General features: G+C 67.6%; 17 protein-coding genes. 14 read left to right on the forward strand and 3 right to left on the reverse strand.

The genetic code is table 11. From position 1 onward, the window contains the following. The first annotated feature begins 186 nt into the window (after positions 1-186). Genes ACFSXZ_RS28405 through ACFSXZ_RS28415 form a run of 3 tightly spaced genes read left to right on the forward strand, consistent with a single transcriptional unit; the run spans position 187 to position 2566 of the window. On the forward strand, positions 187-831 hold the full coding sequence (locus ACFSXZ_RS28405) for an RNA polymerase sigma factor (RefSeq protein ID WP_378268284.1): 645 nt from the start codon (positions 187-189) through the stop codon (positions 829-831). After that, positions 828-1532, forward strand: coding sequence for a hypothetical protein (locus ACFSXZ_RS28410; RefSeq protein ID WP_378268285.1), 705 nt, complete (start codon positions 828-830; stop codon positions 1530-1532). The genes ACFSXZ_RS28405 and ACFSXZ_RS28410 overlap by 4 nt, the downstream gene beginning before the upstream one ends. 17 nt (positions 1533-1549) lie before the next feature. Next, positions 1550-2566: a GlxA family transcriptional regulator gene (locus tag ACFSXZ_RS28415; protein ID WP_378268286.1), complete on the forward strand. Its 1017-nt coding sequence runs from the start codon at positions 1550-1552 to the stop codon at positions 2564-2566. 12 nt (positions 2567-2578) lie between these two features. Here ACFSXZ_RS28415 and ACFSXZ_RS28420 read toward each other — a convergent pair whose 3' ends face one another. Beyond that, positions 2579-3457 carry an aldo/keto reductase gene (locus ACFSXZ_RS28420; protein ID WP_378268287.1) on the reverse strand — a complete coding sequence of 293 codons (879 nt, stop codon included), beginning with the start codon at positions 3455-3457 and terminating at the stop codon, positions 2579-2581. 293 nt (positions 3458-3750) lie between these two features. Then, positions 3751-4788 (reverse strand): NAD(P)-dependent alcohol dehydrogenase, encoded by a 1038-nt coding sequence (locus ACFSXZ_RS28425; RefSeq protein ID WP_378268288.1) that lies wholly within the window; start codon positions 4786-4788, stop codon positions 3751-3753. A gap of 97 nt (positions 4789-4885) precedes the next feature. Between ACFSXZ_RS28425 and ACFSXZ_RS28430 the strand changes: the two genes are divergently transcribed. From ACFSXZ_RS28430 to ACFSXZ_RS28475, 10 genes are all read left to right on the forward strand, one after another. Continuing rightward, complete coding sequence (locus tag ACFSXZ_RS28430) at positions 4886-5473, forward strand: TetR family transcriptional regulator (RefSeq protein ID WP_378268289.1); 588 nt, start codon at positions 4886-4888, stop codon at positions 5471-5473. Between the two features lie 242 nt (positions 5474-5715). Further along, on the forward strand, positions 5716-6420 hold the full coding sequence (locus tag ACFSXZ_RS28435; RefSeq protein WP_378268290.1) for a GNAT family N-acetyltransferase: 705 nt from the start codon (positions 5716-5718) through the stop codon (positions 6418-6420). Then, positions 6420-6638, forward strand: a complete 219-nt coding sequence (gene infA / locus ACFSXZ_RS28440) for a translation initiation factor IF-1 (RefSeq protein WP_378268291.1) — start codon at positions 6420-6422, stop codon at positions 6636-6638. Before ACFSXZ_RS28435 ends, infA begins: the two co-directional genes overlap by 1 nt. Positions 6639-6819: 181 nt before the next feature. Next, positions 6820-7533, forward strand: a complete 714-nt coding sequence (locus ACFSXZ_RS28445) for a GntR family transcriptional regulator (RefSeq protein WP_378268292.1) — start codon at positions 6820-6822, stop codon at positions 7531-7533. A 108-nt stretch (positions 7534-7641) separates the two neighbouring features. Further along, positions 7642-8571 (forward strand): ABC transporter substrate-binding protein, encoded by a 930-nt coding sequence (locus ACFSXZ_RS28450; RefSeq protein ID WP_378268293.1) that lies wholly within the window; start codon positions 7642-7644, stop codon positions 8569-8571. 12 nt (positions 8572-8583) lie between these two features. Continuing rightward, the gene (locus ACFSXZ_RS28455) at positions 8584-9507 is read left to right on the forward strand and encodes an amino acid ABC transporter permease (protein ID WP_378268294.1); all 924 of its coding nucleotides are present in this window, start codon (positions 8584-8586) and stop codon (positions 9505-9507) included. Beyond that, positions 9504-10280 (forward strand): amino acid ABC transporter ATP-binding protein, encoded by a 777-nt coding sequence (locus ACFSXZ_RS28460; protein WP_378268295.1) that lies wholly within the window; start codon positions 9504-9506, stop codon positions 10278-10280. The genes ACFSXZ_RS28455 and ACFSXZ_RS28460 overlap by 4 nt, the downstream gene beginning before the upstream one ends. A 13-nt stretch (positions 10281-10293) precedes the next feature. Beyond that, complete coding sequence (locus ACFSXZ_RS28465; protein ID WP_378268296.1) at positions 10294-11415, forward strand: NAD(P)/FAD-dependent oxidoreductase; 1122 nt, start codon at positions 10294-10296, stop codon at positions 11413-11415. A 13-nt stretch (positions 11416-11428) separates the two neighbouring features. Next, the gene (locus ACFSXZ_RS28470) at positions 11429-12592 is read left to right on the forward strand and encodes an enolase C-terminal domain-like protein (protein ID WP_378268297.1); all 1164 of its coding nucleotides are present in this window, start codon (positions 11429-11431) and stop codon (positions 12590-12592) included. A 627-nt stretch (positions 12593-13219) separates the two neighbouring features. Continuing rightward, the gene (locus ACFSXZ_RS28475; protein ID WP_378268298.1) at positions 13220-13558 is read left to right on the forward strand and encodes a helix-turn-helix domain-containing protein; all 339 of its coding nucleotides are present in this window, start codon (positions 13220-13222) and stop codon (positions 13556-13558) included. Between the two features lie 47 nt (positions 13559-13605). Here the strand turns inward: ACFSXZ_RS28475 and ACFSXZ_RS28480 are convergent, their stop codons facing one another. Continuing rightward, positions 13606-14850 (reverse strand): HdeD family acid-resistance protein, encoded by a 1245-nt coding sequence (locus tag ACFSXZ_RS28480; protein ID WP_378268299.1) that lies wholly within the window; start codon positions 14848-14850, stop codon positions 13606-13608. A 339-nt stretch (positions 14851-15189) separates the two neighbouring features. Here ACFSXZ_RS28480 and ACFSXZ_RS28485 point away from each other — a divergent pair, with 339 nt between their 5' ends. Beyond that, positions 15190-16140, forward strand: a complete 951-nt coding sequence (locus ACFSXZ_RS28485; protein WP_378268300.1) for a diacylglycerol/lipid kinase family protein — start codon at positions 15190-15192, stop codon at positions 16138-16140. Positions 16141-16212 lie beyond the last annotated feature (72 nt).

Genomic DNA, 16212 nt, shown 5'->3' on the forward strand with positions numbered 1-16212 from the left:
GTCCGGCCCCGGGTCGGCTCAGGGCTACCCTCGGCACCGGACAGGGCGATCGAAGGCCTGTTCCGCGGCTAGGTATCCGACAGGGTTCGTGGTGCGCTCCTCGCGGCACGGCAGGTCTCGTCTCGAGAGGCGTGCGACGCCGCCGAGTCGAGCGGGGAAACCCGTGTGACGACGGCTGGAGTGTGGGTGCGACGAGCAGAGGCGCGTGCCGGGCAAGGCGGTAACGCGGATCCCCTGGCTTCCCCGCTGTCTGACGACCAGACGTTGTGGGAGCAGGCATCGCGCGGGGATCACGCCGCATACGGTGAGCTGTATCGGCGGCATGCCGAGGCCGTGTGGAACTACGCCTACCGGCTCACCGGCTCGTGGGCGTCGGCCGAGGACCTCACGTCCTCGACGTTCCTCACCGCGTGGCAGAAGTTGTCCGAGCTGAGGCTGATCAACTCCAGCGCGCGGCCGTGGCTGTTCAGCGTGGCAGGCAACCTGGCCCGCCACGAATACCGCCGGCAGGGCCGGTTCTCCCGGCTGCTGACGCGGATCCCGCTCAATGACACCACGCGTGACCATGCCGACGACGTGGCCGACGCGGCCGACGCGGACCACCGGCTGCGCGTGGTGCTCGACGCCGTGGACAAGCTGCCCAAGGGGGAGCGCCGAGCCGTCGAACTGTGCCTGCTCGGTGAACTGTCCACGGCCGAGGCCGCCGAGGTGCTGAAGATCGCCGAGGTGAGCGTGCGGGCACGGATCTCCCGTGCCCGAGGTAAGCTGCGAGGTTTCCTGAGCGACACTGGTACGGGCATCGACACGACAGGCCGTGAGGAGGGGCGATGAACGAAGGCGCCGACCTGCCGAAGCGGCGACCCATGCCCGATGGCCTGCGGGATCGCTTGTGGGCGGAGATCGAGCCCCAGTTGGGCACGCGGACGCCCGACAGCCGAGTCCGGACGATGCGCGCACCGTTGGCGGTGGCCGCCTCCGTGGTCGTCCTCGCCGCCGGGGTCGCGATCGCGCTCCCGCAGCTTCGTGGCCAGGGCCATGACGACGCGACGATCGCCGTCGGCTCCGCCGGTGACGTGCGACTGGTCGACGAGTGCCTCAAGACCGACCGGCCGGGCCGATGGCGGGCGGGCGCCCGGATCGACCTCGATGCGGAGAGCGGTTTCCTGGTGCTCCGCAACGACGAGTACGCGGCGGTCTGTGTCCTCAAGAACGGCAAGCCCACCGGCCTGGACGCCACCGGCGTCGCCACGAACCATGGGTACGGCGAACTCACCGCGGCGCGCCCGTGGGACTACTTCGACTCGTGGAACAACGACTACCCCGTCACCGAATCCGTCCACTTCGGAATCGCGACCGACGACGTGATCGCCGTTTCGCTGATCGGGCCGGACAAGTCGGTGACCCCCGCGGTCTTGCGTAACGGCACGTTCCTCGCGAGGACCAAGTTCGCGGAAAGCACGGGTGAGCCGACCACGAACCACGTCCGGGCCACCCTCAAGAACGGACAGGTGATCGAAGGCCCGTTCCGCTGAACGAAGGAAACCAAGCTGTGCTCCCTGACCAGGGCTCCGGATGGACGGACCGGCACCGGGTCGCCGTCCTCGGTCTCGACGGCGTCGGCACCTTCGAGGTGGCGCTGGCCGTACAGGTCTTCGCCGCGGCGAACGATCACGCGTGCGCCGAGCTCTACGAAGTCGCGGTGGCCGGCCCCGACGCGCCGGTGGTGACCCGGACCGGGCACGCCACCGGCTACGCGCTGCTCCCGGACCGGCCGTCGGTGTGGGCGGAGTCGGCCCACACCGTCGTCGTGCCGGCCGTTCCCGGGGTCCTCGACCCACCGCCGGAGCTCGCCACCACCATCCTGCGCGCCCACAGCGGCGGTGCCCGGATCGTCGCGCTCTGCCTGGGCACCTTCCTGGTGGCCGGGACGGGCCTGCTCGACGGTCTCGAAGCAACCACCCACTGGCACTGGGCCGATCAACTCGCCGCCGCACAGCCCCGCGTCCGGGTCCATCCCGAGCGCCTCTTCGTCGAGGACGGCGGAATCTTCACCTCCGGCGGCGGCACCGCCGCGCTCGATCTGCTCCTGCACCTGATCGAGTTGGACCACGGATCGGCGCTCGCGACGGAAATCGCGCGGTTCATGGTCGCGCCATTCCGCCGCGACGCCGACCAGTCGCAGCACGCGGGGTGGGCCGTTCCCGAACGACCACGCTCCCTTGTGGACACTCTGCGCTGGGCGGAGAAGCACCTCGACGAAGAACTCACCATCGCCAGACTCGCCCAGCACGCCGGCCGGAGCGTCCGGACCTTCTCCCGCCAATGCCACGAGACACTCGGCATACCACCGATGGAGTGGCTGCAAAGAGCCCGCGTGCGCCGCGCCCAGGAACTGCTGCAACGCACGACCTGGACCGTGGGGCGGGTCGCGGCGGCCAGCGGCTTCGGGTCCGAATCGGCACTGCGTTACCACTTCACCAAAGTCGCCGGCCTTTCTCCGGGGCAGTACCGGAGTCAGTACGGCCCCGCACGCGGCACCCGGCCCGTAACGACCAGCATGGCGTAATTCAGGCCGATATCACTCCGCAGCGGGCGCGACTGCCGCGGTGAGGCTCGCGATCTGCTCGTCGGTCAGGCGCAGCGACGCCGCCGCGACGTTTTCCTCGAGGTGCGCGATCGAGGATGTGCCGGGAATCGGACAGATCACCTCGGCCCGCGCCAGCAGCCACGCCAGTGCCACCTGCGTCGGCGTGGACCCGGTCGCCGTCGCGACCTCGGCGGCGACACCGCCGGGCTGAGCGAGGGCACCGTTCATGACCGGGAACCACGGGACGAACGGGATGTTTTCGCGCGTGCAGTACTCGACGACGTGGTCCCAGTGACGGGTCGTGAGGTTGTAGATGTTCTGGACCGCCGCGACGTCGATGATCCCGCGGGCGAGTTCGATCTGCTCCGGTCCGGCCTCGGACAGGCCGAAGTGCGCGATCTTGCCCTCGTCCCGCAGTTCCTTCATCGTGCCCACCTGGTCGGCGAAGGGCACGTTCGGATCGGCGCGGTGCAGGTAGAGCAGGTCGATACGGTCCACGCCCAGCCGGCGCAGGCTCATCTCGGTCTGGTGGCGCAGGAGGGCCGGATGACCGATCGGCACCCATTCGCCGGGCCGCGGTTGGACCTGGCCCACCTTGGTCGCGATCAGCACGTGGTCCGGGTAGGGATGCAGGGCCTCGCGCAGAATGTCCTCGACGACGCCAAGGCCATAGCTGTCGGCGGTATCGATGTGGTCGACGCCGAGTTCGACCGCCCGCCGGGCCAGCCGGATCGAGTGGTCCCGGTCCGCCGGTGGACCCCAGATCGCGGGATCCGCCAGCCGCATCGCACCGAAGGCCATCCGCGACACCGTCTTGTCGCCGAGTTTGACGGTGTCCGAAGCGCCGGTCGTTGTTGGTGTGTCGTGCATGCGCCGATCTTCGACCGGCGAGCGCGCGCCGCGCCGCTCATCATCGGCCAAAGACGTTCAACATTCGGCCAGACTCGAACCCGCGAGGAGCCGGTTAGCCTGGCGCGGTGGGTCGATGGGCGCTCCTTCTGCCTCATCGAATGGGAACTGCGCAACCCGGACCACCGAACAGGATCTGCTGGTCCGGGTTGCCTCGGGGATAGTCGTCCCGCTGTGGGTATCCCGGTTCGTCGGCGAAACCAACCGGGAAACCCGGTAGTGATCGCCGTCTGCACCCTCATGGACGCTTGGCGCTACGACAGGTCTGACATGTTCAGCACGAAGCGGTAGCGGACGTCGTTGCGCTCCAGGCGATCGAGTGCGTCGTTGACGCGTGCGGATGGGAGGAGTTCGACGTCGGCGACTACGTTGTGCTGGGCGCAGAACTCCAGCATGGCGGCCGTCGCCGGTCGGCCGCCGCTTCCGGCGGAGCTGAGTTTCTTGCGCCCTATCAACAGATCGGTCGTCCGCACGGTGATCGTCCCGAGGTGCCCCAGGTGGCTAAGGGTTCCGTTCAAGGCGACGAGCCCGAGGTAAGGGGCGATGTCGTGCGGGACGGCGATGGTGTCGATGACGACATCGAACCGGTCCCGGGCCGCGGCCATCCGGCGCCGGTCGGTGGAGACGATCAGGTCGTGGCCACCCAGCCGTCGGGCGTCGCCGGCTTTGCCGTCCGATCGGCTGACGACCGTGGTGTCGGCTCCGAGTGCGACGGCGAGTTTGACCGCGAGATGGCCAAGGCCGCCGAGTCCGGCCACCGCGACCCGGCTGCTGGGCCCGACCCCGAGGGCCTGGAGCGGCTCCCAGACCGTGATCCCCGCGCACAACAGAGGAGCGGCGGCCGCCGGGTCGAGTCCGGTGGGAAGCGGGTAGGTGAACTCGTCGCGGACGATGTACTCGCGGGAGTAGGCCCCCAGCGTCGTGGTGCCGTCGTAGCGGTCGGTGCCCGCGTAGGTCAGGGTGGGGAACTCGTGGCAGAAATTCTCTTGTCCTGCCTGGCACATCGCGCACACACCGCACGAGTCGACGATGTTGCCGACCGCGACCCGGTCACCGGGGGCGAACCGGGTGACCTCGGGCCCGATGTCGGTCACCACGCCGGTGAACTCGTGGCCCGGCACCAACGGAACGTCGCCGGCGTGGGCGCGGACGGCGTGGAGATCGGTATGGCAGACGCCGCAGTAGTCCACGCGCACGGCGACGTCGTCGGCCCGTAGTTCCCGGCGTTCGAGCGACGTCCGCCGCAACCTGCTCCCGGAACGGCCGGCTTGCCACCCCACGGTCTTCCTCATGCCCACTCCCATAACAAACAGACTGTTCGGTCTATTTCAGACTAGGCGCAAGCCGTCGATTCGGCAAACCGACTGGTCTGTTGTTATCGTGGCCGGCATGGCCGACAAGCCCCTGACCTCGCGTGGCGCCGTCACGCGGCAGCGCATCCTGGACGTGGCGACCCAGGAGTTCGCCGAACACGGCATAGCCGGGGCGCGCGTCGAACGCATCGTGGCCGCGGCCCGCACCAACAAGGCTCAGCTCTACGGCTACTTCGGGAGCAAAGAGGGACTGTTCGACGCCATCTTCTTCGGCTCCCTGGAACGGATCATGACCGTCGTGCCGATCGACGCCACCGACCTCGCGGACTGGGCCGTCCGCCTGTACGACGAATATCTCCGCCGCCCCGACCTCATCCGGCTGGCCACCTGGGCGCGCCTGGAACGACGCCCGACCGGTCACCTCGTCGACGACAGCGACCGCCTCGACGACGCCAAACTGCGCGCCATCGCCGACGCGCAAGCCGCGGGCCTCGTCCGGCCCGGAGATCCGTTCGACCTGATGGCCATGGTCATCGCGATGTCCATGGCATGGTCACCGGTCAGCAACGTCTACGCCGCCAGCGATCAAGAACCCCCGGAAGTCCACGAGCAACGCCGGGCCCTGCTCCGCGAAAGCGTTCAGCGCGTCATCACACCCCGTTGAGACTTTGGCGCTGTGGTCGCGCCATTCGCCTGGTCGCGTCCGCCGGAAATTCGGTGGACGCGGGACCGGGGCGCCCTTAACCTGCTCCTGGACCGTGGCATCGAGCCCAGGAGGTGAGTACCCATGAACGCTGTTTCGATGTGGGTGCTCCCCTCGTCGTCACGGTCGGGCGGCTAGGGGTCCGCCCGGGAGCGCCTTCGGTGTCCCTATCCCGAAGGGTGATTGCCTTGGATTCTTTGTGTGTGACCCGGGTGTCGCGGAGTTGCTGGCACGCGCTCGACGACGACCGGGTGATCGGCCGCGGAGAGGTTTTCCGGCGGCCCGATGGACGCTCGTTCTTGAGCATCGACGTCTGGCGGGACGACGCGTTCGGTCGCCTGGCCGAAGCGATGCTGCCGGTATTGCCGAAACCGCTCTACACAGTGGTCGACGAGCGCGATGCCGATTTGACGGCCCAATGGCGCGCGGCCGGATTCTCGGTCCGGCGCCGGGAATGGGAATGCCTGATCCCCACCGGCCCGGCCGAACCGGCTGACGTGCCGGTGATTTCTCCCGAAAAAGAACCGCTGTCCGAGCTGGATCGCGTGATCCGCGAGGAGGTCGAGGCCGGCGTCGGCTGGCAGGAAATGCCCGCCGAGTTGCTGGACCCGCGCGAGGTGGACCCCTCGAAGTACGCGGTGGCAACGAAATCCGGCCGCTACGTCGGTTTGATCCGCGTGACGCAGGTGCGGCGCCTGCCGCGGATCGGCCTGATCGCGGTACGCACCGGCGAGCGGCGTCGAGGGGTCGCACGCGCGTTGCTCGGCCACGCCTTGGGTTCTCTGCACGACCGCGGCATCGAAACGGCGTCGGCCGAGCTGAACGAATCGAACACCGCCGCCTTGGCGCTCTTCGACCGATTCGGTGCGCGACGCGTGAGCAGCAACCTCGAACTGGTGCTGCGCTGATGAGCAAGACGGGGATAGAAGTGGAAGGCACCGTCGTGGAGTGCCTTCGCAACGCGACCTTCCGCGTGGAACTGGCCAACGGACACCGGGTGCTCGCCCACATCAGCGGGAAGATCCGGCGCAACTACATCAAGATCGTGCCCTTCGACCGCGTCCTGCTCGAACTGAGCCCGTACGACCTCGATCGGGGCCGGATCCTCTTCCGCTACCGAACCTAGTGCGGCGCCGTGCTCGTCCAGGCCACCACCGGCCTGGATGAGCACGGCCCGGTCCGCGGCACACCAGCCGCCCGGCCGCCGCGACGGACCCGGCACAGCAGCACTACCAGGGCAGACGCGAAGGAGCGAACACCCTCCAGCGTATTGACAGGTCAATTGATCGATTGTTACGGTCAAAACCATGACAGCGCCGTTGTACCTCCGGATCCGGAACGACCTCGAAGGCCGCATCCGCTCGGGGGAGCTGCCGCCCGGTTCGCGGCTACCGACCGAGGCCGAGTTGCGCGATCAGTACGGGGTCAGCCGTGCCACCGCGCAGCGGGTCCTGCACGAACTGGCACAGGCCGGGTTGGTGGAACGGCACCGGCGCAAGGGCACCTTCGTCACGGATGGCGTGCGTCAGGAGAACTTGCTGAGGTTCGTCAACCTTCGCCTTTCCGGCCCTGAAATCCCGGGAAGGCACGAGGTGTACAGCGCGGCGGTCGTCCCGGCCGCCGACGTGACACCACCGGTGCGTGAGCTTTCCGGCGATACGCCCGTGGTGTACCTGATCCGCCGGAAGTTCGACACCGAAGATGTTCCGATCGGTCTCGAATACCACACTGTTCCGTTCGCGCTGGCACCACGCCTGCTCGACGAGGACCTGGCACACCTCACGATGATTTCGTACTTCCGCCGGGAAGGCGTTCCCATCGCCCGATCGCGGATGTACCTCGATCCGGTACTGCTCGACGAACACGCGGCCGGACTACTCGAATGCGAACCCGGCACGCCCGTTCTGCGGAAACGCAGGCTGACCTGGCTGGAGGACGGTGACCTGGCCGAATCCGTCGCCATCCTGATACGGCCGGGGGTCATGGAGCTCTACCTCGAGCAGGACGTCAGCGCCGACTGACCCACCGCACGACCCGAATCAAGCACCGGTCATCTGTCGACCGGCAATTCACGCATGCCCTGCTCCCCGAGCACGACGTGGTGCGCAGAACCAGCAGGAGGACCTCAGATGATGCGATCGACCGCGCTTGCGGTACTCGCGACGATAGGAATCGTCGCGCTTTCCGCGTGCAGCAACCCTCCCGTCAACGCCGGAACGGCGGCGGGACCGCCCGGTGGCGAGGCGGCCGGCGAGAAAATCGTGGCTCAGGTGGCCAAGAACCAGCAGCTCGCCGCGACCCTGCCGGCGGAGGTCGCCGGGCGTGGCACGCTCGCGGCCGCGATCAATCCCGATGTGGCGCCGGTGAAATTCACCGACACCGACGGTAAGATCGTCGGCCTGAACCCGGATCTCCTGCGAGCGGCGGGAAAAGTACTGGGGATCACCGTGACGTTCCAGCAAACGTCCTTCGACGCGCAGGTGCCGGGCCTGCAGGCCAAGCGTTTCGACCTCATCGCCTCCGCCGGTGACTTCGTCGAGCGGCAGACCGCCATCGACTTCATCGACTATCTCCAGGCCGGCACGGCCATCCTGACGAAGAAGGGCTTCAAGAGCGACGCGCTTACGCCGCAAGACCTATGCGGTATCACCGTCGGATACCCGCGCGGCGCCGCCCAGCAGGGGCTGCTCACGGCCGCGGAGAGGACCTGCGAGTCGGCAGGCAAGCCCCCGATCGGCGTCAATGGCTACGGCGATGCGAACAGCGGACTGCTCGCGGTGCAGAGCGGTCAGGCGGACGCGTTCTGGGGCGACCTGGCGCCCATGGTGTTCAACGCGACGACGAAGCCCGACCAGTTCAAGGTCGTGTACCAGCAGAGCGACCTCAACTACGGGATCGGCGTGAGCAAGAGCAACCCGCAGTTGCGGGACGCGCTCCACGCCGCGTTGAAAGAGCTCGTGGACGACGGCGTGTATGCCCAACTGCTCAAAGCTTGGGGCCAGCAGGACTTCGGCCGTCCCGAGCTGCCCATGAACAACCCCGTGCACCTGACGAACTGAGAGGCGTTCGTGATGACGACCTCGGACACCGGTCTCACCCGGCCGGGACAACACATCGACCGGACCGCGTTGGCGGCCGCACCGATCCGGTCACGGACGAGCTTCGGCGCGTGGGCTACCTATGTGCTGGCCGCGCTCGCCGTCGCCGCACTGGTTCATCTGTTCGTCTTCAACGACAACTGGCACTGGCCGATCGTCGGGTCGTATCTGTTCAGCCAGGTGGTGGTCACCGGTGTGCTGCACACGATCGAACTCACGGCGCTGACCACGGTGCTGGGCCTGGCGATCGGCGTGGTGACGGCGTGGTGCCGCACGTCGTCGTTCGCCGTCCTGCGCGTGTCCGCGTTCGCCTACATCTGGGTCATGCGGGCCACTCCCCCGCTGGTCATGCTGCTGGTCGTCTATTTCTTCGGTGCCCTCGTGCCGAGGTTGTCGATCGGTATCCCGTTCGGGCCGGGCATCGGCGGGCCCATGACGAACGACCTGATGACCCGCTTCACCGCCGCGGTGGTCGGCCTGGCCGTCTACCTCGGCGCCTACTCCGCGGAAACGTTCCGCACCGGGATCCTGTCCCTACCGCCGGGACAGCTGGAGGCGTGCCGCTCACTCGGTCTGCCGGCGGCGCAGGCATATCTGCGGATTCTCGGCCCGCAGCTGATCCGGGTGATCACTCCGGCGCTGGCCAACGAGGTCATCACCGTCTTCAAGAACACCTCACTCGTCTCCATCATCGGCTACGCGGAACTGCTCTCGACCGTGCAGAACATCTACGCCGTCAACTTCCAGACGATTCCGCTGCTCACCGTTGCCGTGCTGTGGTACCTGGTCCTGACCAGCTTCGCGATGTTCGCGCAACACCGCCTGGAGCGGCGGCTCGGGCGAGGATTCGCGAACACGCGGCGAACAACCGAGCCCAGGGAAGGAAAACGGGCATGACCACGACACCACCGTTGCTGCAGCTCGTGAAGGTCGGGAAGTCCTTCGGTCGCTTCCGTGCCTTGCACGAGGTCGATCTCGACGTAGCCGCCGGCTCGGTCACCTGCATCGTCGGTCCCTCCGGTTCCGGCAAGAGCACGCTGCTGCGGACGGTGAACATGCTGGAACCGATCGACGAGGGCGCAATTCTCTTCGAAGGCACGATGATCGGGCACCGCATGCGCAAGAACCATCGCGTACCGGTGGCCAAGTCGGTCGCCCGGCGTCAGACGCTCCACTTTGGAATGGTCTTCCAGAACTTCAACCTGTTCCCGAACCACACGGCCCTCGACAACGTCGCGATCGCACCCCGTCTGGTCCGCAAGCTGAGCAAGGACGCGGCCCGGGCCACCGCGACGCGGGCGCTCGAGCAGGTCGGCCTCGGCGATCGCACCGGCCATTACCCGAGCGAACTTTCCGGAGGACAGCAGCAACGCGTCGCGATCGCCCGCGCACTCGCGATGGAGCCGAGGCTCCTGTTGTTCGACGAACCGACGAGCGCGCTCGATCCCGAACTGGTGGGCGAGGTACTCGGAGTCATGCGCGAACTCGCCGCCACCGGATCGACCATGCTCGTCGTCACGCACGAACTCCGCTTCGCCGCCGATGTCGCCGACCAGGTCGTGATGATGGACGGCGGCCGGATCGTCGAGGCCGGCGCACCGGCCGAGATCCTGGCGGACGCACGGACCGAACGAGCACGGAAGTTCTTCGCCTCGGTCACAAGCCATTAGTGAGGAGTTGAAAATGGCACTCTCGGTGCTCATCATCGGCGCCGGTGTGATCGGCGCCAGCCTGGCCGGCGAACTGGCCGGGCGGGGCGTCACGGTCACGGTGATCGATGCCGCGCAGGCGGGCAGCGGAACCAGCGCCGCGACCTTCGGCTGGGTGAACTCCAACGGAAAATCGCCGGCCGCCTACAGCCGTCTCAACCTGCTCGGCCTTCAGGCACACGAACGGGCAGCGGGATCGGCCGGAGGCGCGCCCTGGTTTCATCAAATCGGCAATGTCGAGCTGGCTCGAACCGATGCGGAACTCGCGGCAATCGAAGACAAGGTCGCCCGCTTGTCAGCGGAAACGTATGAAGCGACACTGCTGACCGCGGCGGAGATCCGTCGGCTCGAACCGTCGCTGAACACCAGCCGGCTGGCCGGCGGCGCGCTCTACCCACGCGAAGGCTGGATCGACGCGATCACCATGTGCACCGCGCTCCTCGCGTCCGCCGGTCATCGCGGCGCGGCTTTCCGGCCTTTCGAGAAGGTCGAGCGGATCGACGGCGACAGCGTGACCACGATGTCGGCCGACGGCTCGGTGAACCGTTACGAAGCGGACCTGATCGTGCTGGCCGCGGGCAACGGCACCCGGCAGATCCTGGCGGGTGCCGGCATCGACTTCCCGATCGTCGACACCGCGGCGGGCGGCACGCGGCAAATGCCGAGCGTCGGGCTGATCAGCACGAGCAGTCCGGTCCGCTCGGGGCCTCGTCACGTCATCAACGCCGAAGGCATCGCGATGCGGCCTGCGCGCAATGGCGGAATAACCTTCACAGACCTGCCCACGGCCGGTCGCTGGGATCCCGCCGACCCGGGGATCTGGACGGTGCCCGGCACGTTGCTCGACCGCGCTCGTGAGCTCTACCCGGCGCTCGACGCGATGACACAGACCGTCGACCTCGGCCTGCGAGTGCTGCCCGAGGACGGGTTGACGATCAGCGACTGGGTAACGGAATCGGTCTACGCGATCGCGACCCACAGCGGCGTCACCCTCGCCGCGCACCTCGCCGACGTCGTGGCCACCGAACTACTCACCGGACGGCGCGACGATTCCCTGCACGATTTCGGACTCGCACGGTTTGCGAACGCCCGGTAGGAACGGAAATCCCATGACGGTCGAAAATTCCGCGGTCGCGGCGATGGCGCCGGTGATCGCGGCCGAAGTATTCGAAATCGAGGCCGCACTCGTCACCCCGTACAAGCTGTCGCACGGCACGCTGGTCACGACGCGCGCCGTGCTCCTCAAGCTGACCGACGCCGATGGTGTCCAGGGGTGGGGCGAGGCCAATCCCATGCGAACCTTCAGCGGCGAGTCCCCGGACGAAGCGGCGCGCGCCCTGAAGGACACGCTGCTCCCGGCCGTCCTCGCCGCCAAGGCTCACGAGCCAGGCCGCATCGACACGATGCTCGACGCCCTGCTCGCGAAACAACTCTGTGCCAAGGGAGCGGTGACGATGGCGCTGCTCGACATCCTCGGTAAGCGACTACGTGTCCCAGTCTCGACGCTGCTGGGCGGTGCGGTGCGCGACTCGCTGGCGGTGCTGTGGCCCCTTGGCGACGGAAGCGCCGAAGACGATATCCGCGTGATCGACGAAAGGGCCGCCCAGGGCTTCACGACCTACATGCTGAAAATGGGCGCGGCACCCGTACGCGAGGAAGTGCAGCGAGTCGCCACGCTTGAGGCGCGTTACGGGAACAGCCTCACGCTTGTCGCCGACGCCAACCAAGGCTGGAGCCGGGACGAAGCGGCCGAGTTCCTCGCCGGAGTCGGCGACTCCGGTCTCGCGTTCGTCGAGCAGCCCCTGGCAAAGGACGACATCGAAGGCATGGCGATCCTCGCCAGGGCCGGCACGCTCCCGATATCGGCCGACGAGTCGGTGATCGGTCTCCCCCAGGCCGCCCGGATCGCCGGCCTCGGCGCGGTCAGTGTCTTCAGTATCAAGAGCAGCAAGAACGGCGGACCGCTGCGGGCCCAGCGCATCGCCGCGGTGGCGGAGGCTTTCGGGGCCCGCTGCTACCTCAACTCCATGATCGAGTTCGGTATAACGCAGGCGGCTTCCCTGCAGCACGCGGTGACCATCACGAACCTCGTCGACATCGGGCACGCGTTCATGTCCACCCTGCGGCTGGCCGAGGACCCGACCGATTTCTCCTCGTTCATCCGCAACGGGGTGGTACACCTGCCGCCCAGCGCCGGCCTGGGCGTTCAAGTCGACGAAGCACACGTGCGCCGCATGACGACGGACGGCTTCCGTCTCACCGCGAAGGTCTGAGGATGCACCTGGCCGCTGACCTGCGGTTGACGGAATCAGACATGCGACCACCAGCGGTGGAGCAAATCTATGCTGACGAGGGTAGACATTCGACGGCGAGCGGGTGTAGTCTTCTCCTCGTTCGGAGAGAGACGTCAGATGGCGCGGGAGATGACGTAACTGCCCGCGAGAGATCCGGCGCGGATGGAGCGTGAGCGTCCGCGAAGAGCAGTGACGACAGTTCGCAGTATGCAGTGAAGAAGACGGGTGGATGTGGAGCCGGGCAGTGTGAAGGCTCCACATCGACCAAGCAACATCAGGCGTGCTGGGACCGATCTCGGTAAGGGGTTCCAGCCGGCAATGATCACAGCGGTACCGAGTAAGAGAGAAACACAGGAAAGAAGGGATAGGGCACATCATTGGATCGCCCGCCGCGGCTGTGCGGTAGTGCCGCGCGGGTACCGCAGTCCCATCGGATTGGAAGGTGGTTCTCGGTTACGACCAAGCGATCCCCGCACCGTCCGCTTTTCGACTGGATGCGGGTACGGTAATCCGGCCTGTGCGCCGGTTGGCAATGATGAAACCCAAACCCCTGGGACCCCGGGTGCCGTGCGAGGCACCCGGGGTCCCTTGTGCTGCGGAGGTGGAATGATCCCTGACCAACACGACCCGGCCCCGCCCGGCGGTGGGGCCGACAAATTCGATGACGAGCACTACCCCGCCTACACCATGGGCCGCGCCGCGGACATGCTCGGCGCGAGCCAGAATTTCTTGCGCAGCCTGGACGAAACCGGCCTGATCCAGCCTCAGCGCTCCGCCGGCGGTCACCGCCGTTACTCCCGCCACCAGTTGCGCATCGCCGCACGAGTGCGGGAACTGGTCGACCAGGGCACGGCCGTCGAGGCGGCCTGCCGCATCGTGTCCCTCGAAGACCAGCTGCACGAAGCCCGGCAACACCACAACACCGAACGCCAGCGCTCCGACTGACAAACCGTGGGTGTGCCGCCTTCGCCGGCGGTACACCCGTAATCGGCTCAGCGTTGTGCCGGCACCGTGACGTGTAGCCGTTGCCGGCGTTGGATGCCTTCGGCGATGAGGAAGGCTCCGTAGAGGATGAGCCCAATGCCGAAGATGAAGGTCAGCACCAGCAGGCTGGGCCCGGGATAGACCAGGACCGTGATGCCTGCCGCCGCGCCGACGACTCCGGCGGCGATCGTCCAGCCACGGGCGGGCGCGTCCGTGCGGATTCCGTGCACGATCTGGATCAGCCCGGAGACGGTCCAGAACAGGCCCAGCAGCAGGATGAGGGCGCCGAGGGCCTGCGCTGGACGACTCACGATCAGCAGGCCGAGAAGGATTCCCAGTACTCCGCTCAGCGCGGCGAGTGCCCCCATACCCGCCTCGGGCACGGCGAAGGCCGACACGAGCCAGAACACTCCCGCCACGAGCAGTTGGATTCCCAGCACGATGGCCAGCACGAGCAGGGCCCGCCCTGGCCAGACGAGCACGAGCACACCAGCGGTGAGGGTCAGGATGCCGTAGGCGATGGTCCAGCCGGGTGCGGGCCAGCCCTGACCGGTCAGCCACCGGGGGGTCCCGCCGGGCGCGGGGCGAGCTCGCGTGCCGCGGACCCGGCTCGCGGTCGGTACCGGCCAGACGGTGCTCGGCCGGTCACCGAGCTGCCGATCGACCTGCAGGTCGACCTCGTCCGCGGCGGCACGCAGCTCGACCATGGCCAGCTCCACACTGTCGCGTGCCTGGCCGGTCACATCGGGGCGACTGGCCCGGAAGTGATGCAACTGACCGGCGGCGACCACGGCCCGCTGCTGCACGGGACGGGTCAAGGCTTCGGCCCGGTCACCGGTGTCCGCCTCGCGTGCGGCTTTGGCCTGCAACAGACCGATCCAGTCGTTCCACGCGTCCAGTTCGGACTGCACGGCGGCATCGAACGTGGCCGCGTCGGGGGCCAGTTCCGCGTCGAGCGCGGCGCCGGCGATGGCCAGCTCCACGTCCAGTTCATCCAGATCCCAGGCCAGCTCGGCAGCATAGGCGTTCCATGCTGCCTGGTCGGCCTGTGCCTGCCGCCGCAGATGTTCGGCCGCCCTTGCCTGCCGTTGCCGAAGCTGGTCCAGCTGCCGCTGCATCCTCGCGCGGACCTCCGCCCGGCTCGCGGCGGCCCGTTTCGCGAATTGATCGATTTCGCGGCCTACCTGGCCGAGCCGGGCCTCCATCGAGCGTTGGGTGGCTTTATCGGCCGTTTTTCCCGTCGTCGCGTTCATGGTGACGACCTCCAACCCTATTGGTGGCAAACGGGCGCATGGCTCTGTGGGAACCCTGCCCGCGACCGCGGATTCGCCCGGTCAAGCGGAAGGAAATCGCCCGTGGCGCCAGTGTCGGGCACAGCGGACGATCCGCGCTAGAGCACAACGTCCCCCCTGATGCGCATGTTCGTGACTTGTGGCCCTATATGCGTCCATTCTCCGCCGCCTAGCGTCAGCAGCGGTATCTTCGCCATTCCCGATGGCGAGGTCGCGCCGATGACAATTCGATGGATCGGACGAGGAAATGGCGCTACCAGACGCACCGGCGACGATGTCGGCCACAGCGGCGGATGACGGGTGACAGCTGCCGACCGCCGTGTCCCGCCGAACGCGCTCGTCGTGCTCAATCCCCGCTCCGGGGGCGGCAAAACAGCGCGCTTCCATTTGAGGGAACTGGCCGAAAGCCTGGGCGCTCGCATCGGGGTCACCGATGCCGAGCATGATGCCGCGTCACTGGCCAGAGTGGCGGTGGCGGAGGGAACGGAGGTATTGGCCGTCGCCGGGGGCGACGGAACGGTGTCGGCCGTGGCGGCCGTGGCCGCCGATGCGGGCCTGCCGCTGGTGGTCGTCCCGGCGGGTACGCGCAACCACTTCGCCCGCGATCTGGGCCTGGACCTCAGGAATCCGGCGTCGGCGTTGGACGCCCTGCGCGACGGCGATCCGGAACGCGTGGACCTCGGACTGATCGGCGGGCGCGTGTTCATCAACAATGTCTCATTCGGCGCCTACGCCGACGCTTTGTTCGAGCCCGGATACCGGGAGGCCAAACTCCGTACCTTCGCGTCGATCGCCCCCGACTACGTCTCCGGGCAGCAGGGCGTCGAAGCCCGTGTGGACACCCCCGAGGGAACAATCGAGTTCCCCCAAGTACTGCTGGTGTCCAACAATCCCTACCACATCGCCACACCGCAGTATCTGGGCCGCCGCTTCGCGCTCAATACCGGATCACTCGGGGGAATCGTGCTCAAGCGCCCGCCCGACCCACCGCCCGATCTCCTGCAGCACCTGCGCACCAAACTGCGGCAAGCGGCCGGCACGGGTCACCCCACGCCGGTCATCAGCTGGTCCGCACCCACCATCACCGCCTACGGCACCGCGTCCGGCCTGCCCGCCGCGATCGACGGCGAACCCGTGATACTGCCGCTCCCGGCCCGCTGCGAAATCAGGCCGGGCGCCCTGCGACTCGTCCTGCCCGCACACCGGCCCGGCATTCCCCGCGAACCCAAACTGCCGCAACGGCGATTTTGAGAAATACCAGGCAAGATCGCCTCACAGGTTCGGAGAAGACCATCGCGTGGTGTCTTGCCGAGCGAGACGAGG

This window comes from Amycolatopsis pigmentata (assembly GCF_042684065.1).
GTDB classification, from domain to species: Bacteria; Actinomycetota; Actinomycetes; order Mycobacteriales; family Pseudonocardiaceae; genus Amycolatopsis_E; species Amycolatopsis_E pigmentata.

Coding starts and splice junctions, on each gene's coding strand:
- ACFSXZ_RS28460 (WP_378268295.1), top strand. CDS start 9,504: ATGACCACGACACCACCGTTGCTGCAGCTCGTGAAGGTCGGGAAGTCC.
- ACFSXZ_RS28420 (WP_378268287.1), bottom strand. CDS start 3,457: ATGCACGACACACCAACAACGACCGGCGCTTCGGACACCGTCAAACTC.
- ACFSXZ_RS28470 (WP_378268297.1), top strand. CDS start 11,429: ATGACGGTCGAAAATTCCGCGGTCGCGGCGATGGCGCCGGTGATCGCG.
- ACFSXZ_RS28445 (WP_378268292.1), top strand. CDS start 6,820: ATGACAGCGCCGTTGTACCTCCGGATCCGGAACGACCTCGAAGGCCGC.
- ACFSXZ_RS28450 (WP_378268293.1), top strand. CDS start 7,642: ATGATGCGATCGACCGCGCTTGCGGTACTCGCGACGATAGGAATCGTC.
- infA (WP_378268291.1), top strand. CDS start 6,420: ATGAGCAAGACGGGGATAGAAGTGGAAGGCACCGTCGTGGAGTGCCTT.
- ACFSXZ_RS28475 (WP_378268298.1), top strand. CDS start 13,220: ATGATCCCTGACCAACACGACCCGGCCCCGCCCGGCGGTGGGGCCGAC.
- ACFSXZ_RS28465 (WP_378268296.1), top strand. CDS start 10,294: ATGGCACTCTCGGTGCTCATCATCGGCGCCGGTGTGATCGGCGCCAGC.
- ACFSXZ_RS28425 (WP_378268288.1), bottom strand. CDS start 4,788: ATGAGGAAGACCGTGGGGTGGCAAGCCGGCCGTTCCGGGAGCAGGTTG.
- ACFSXZ_RS28430 (WP_378268289.1), top strand. CDS start 4,886: ATGGCCGACAAGCCCCTGACCTCGCGTGGCGCCGTCACGCGGCAGCGC.
- ACFSXZ_RS28410 (WP_378268285.1), top strand. CDS start 828: ATGAACGAAGGCGCCGACCTGCCGAAGCGGCGACCCATGCCCGATGGC.
- ACFSXZ_RS28480 (WP_378268299.1), bottom strand. CDS start 14,850: ATGAACGCGACGACGGGAAAAACGGCCGATAAAGCCACCCAACGCTCG.
- ACFSXZ_RS28455 (WP_378268294.1), top strand. CDS start 8,584: ATGACGACCTCGGACACCGGTCTCACCCGGCCGGGACAACACATCGAC.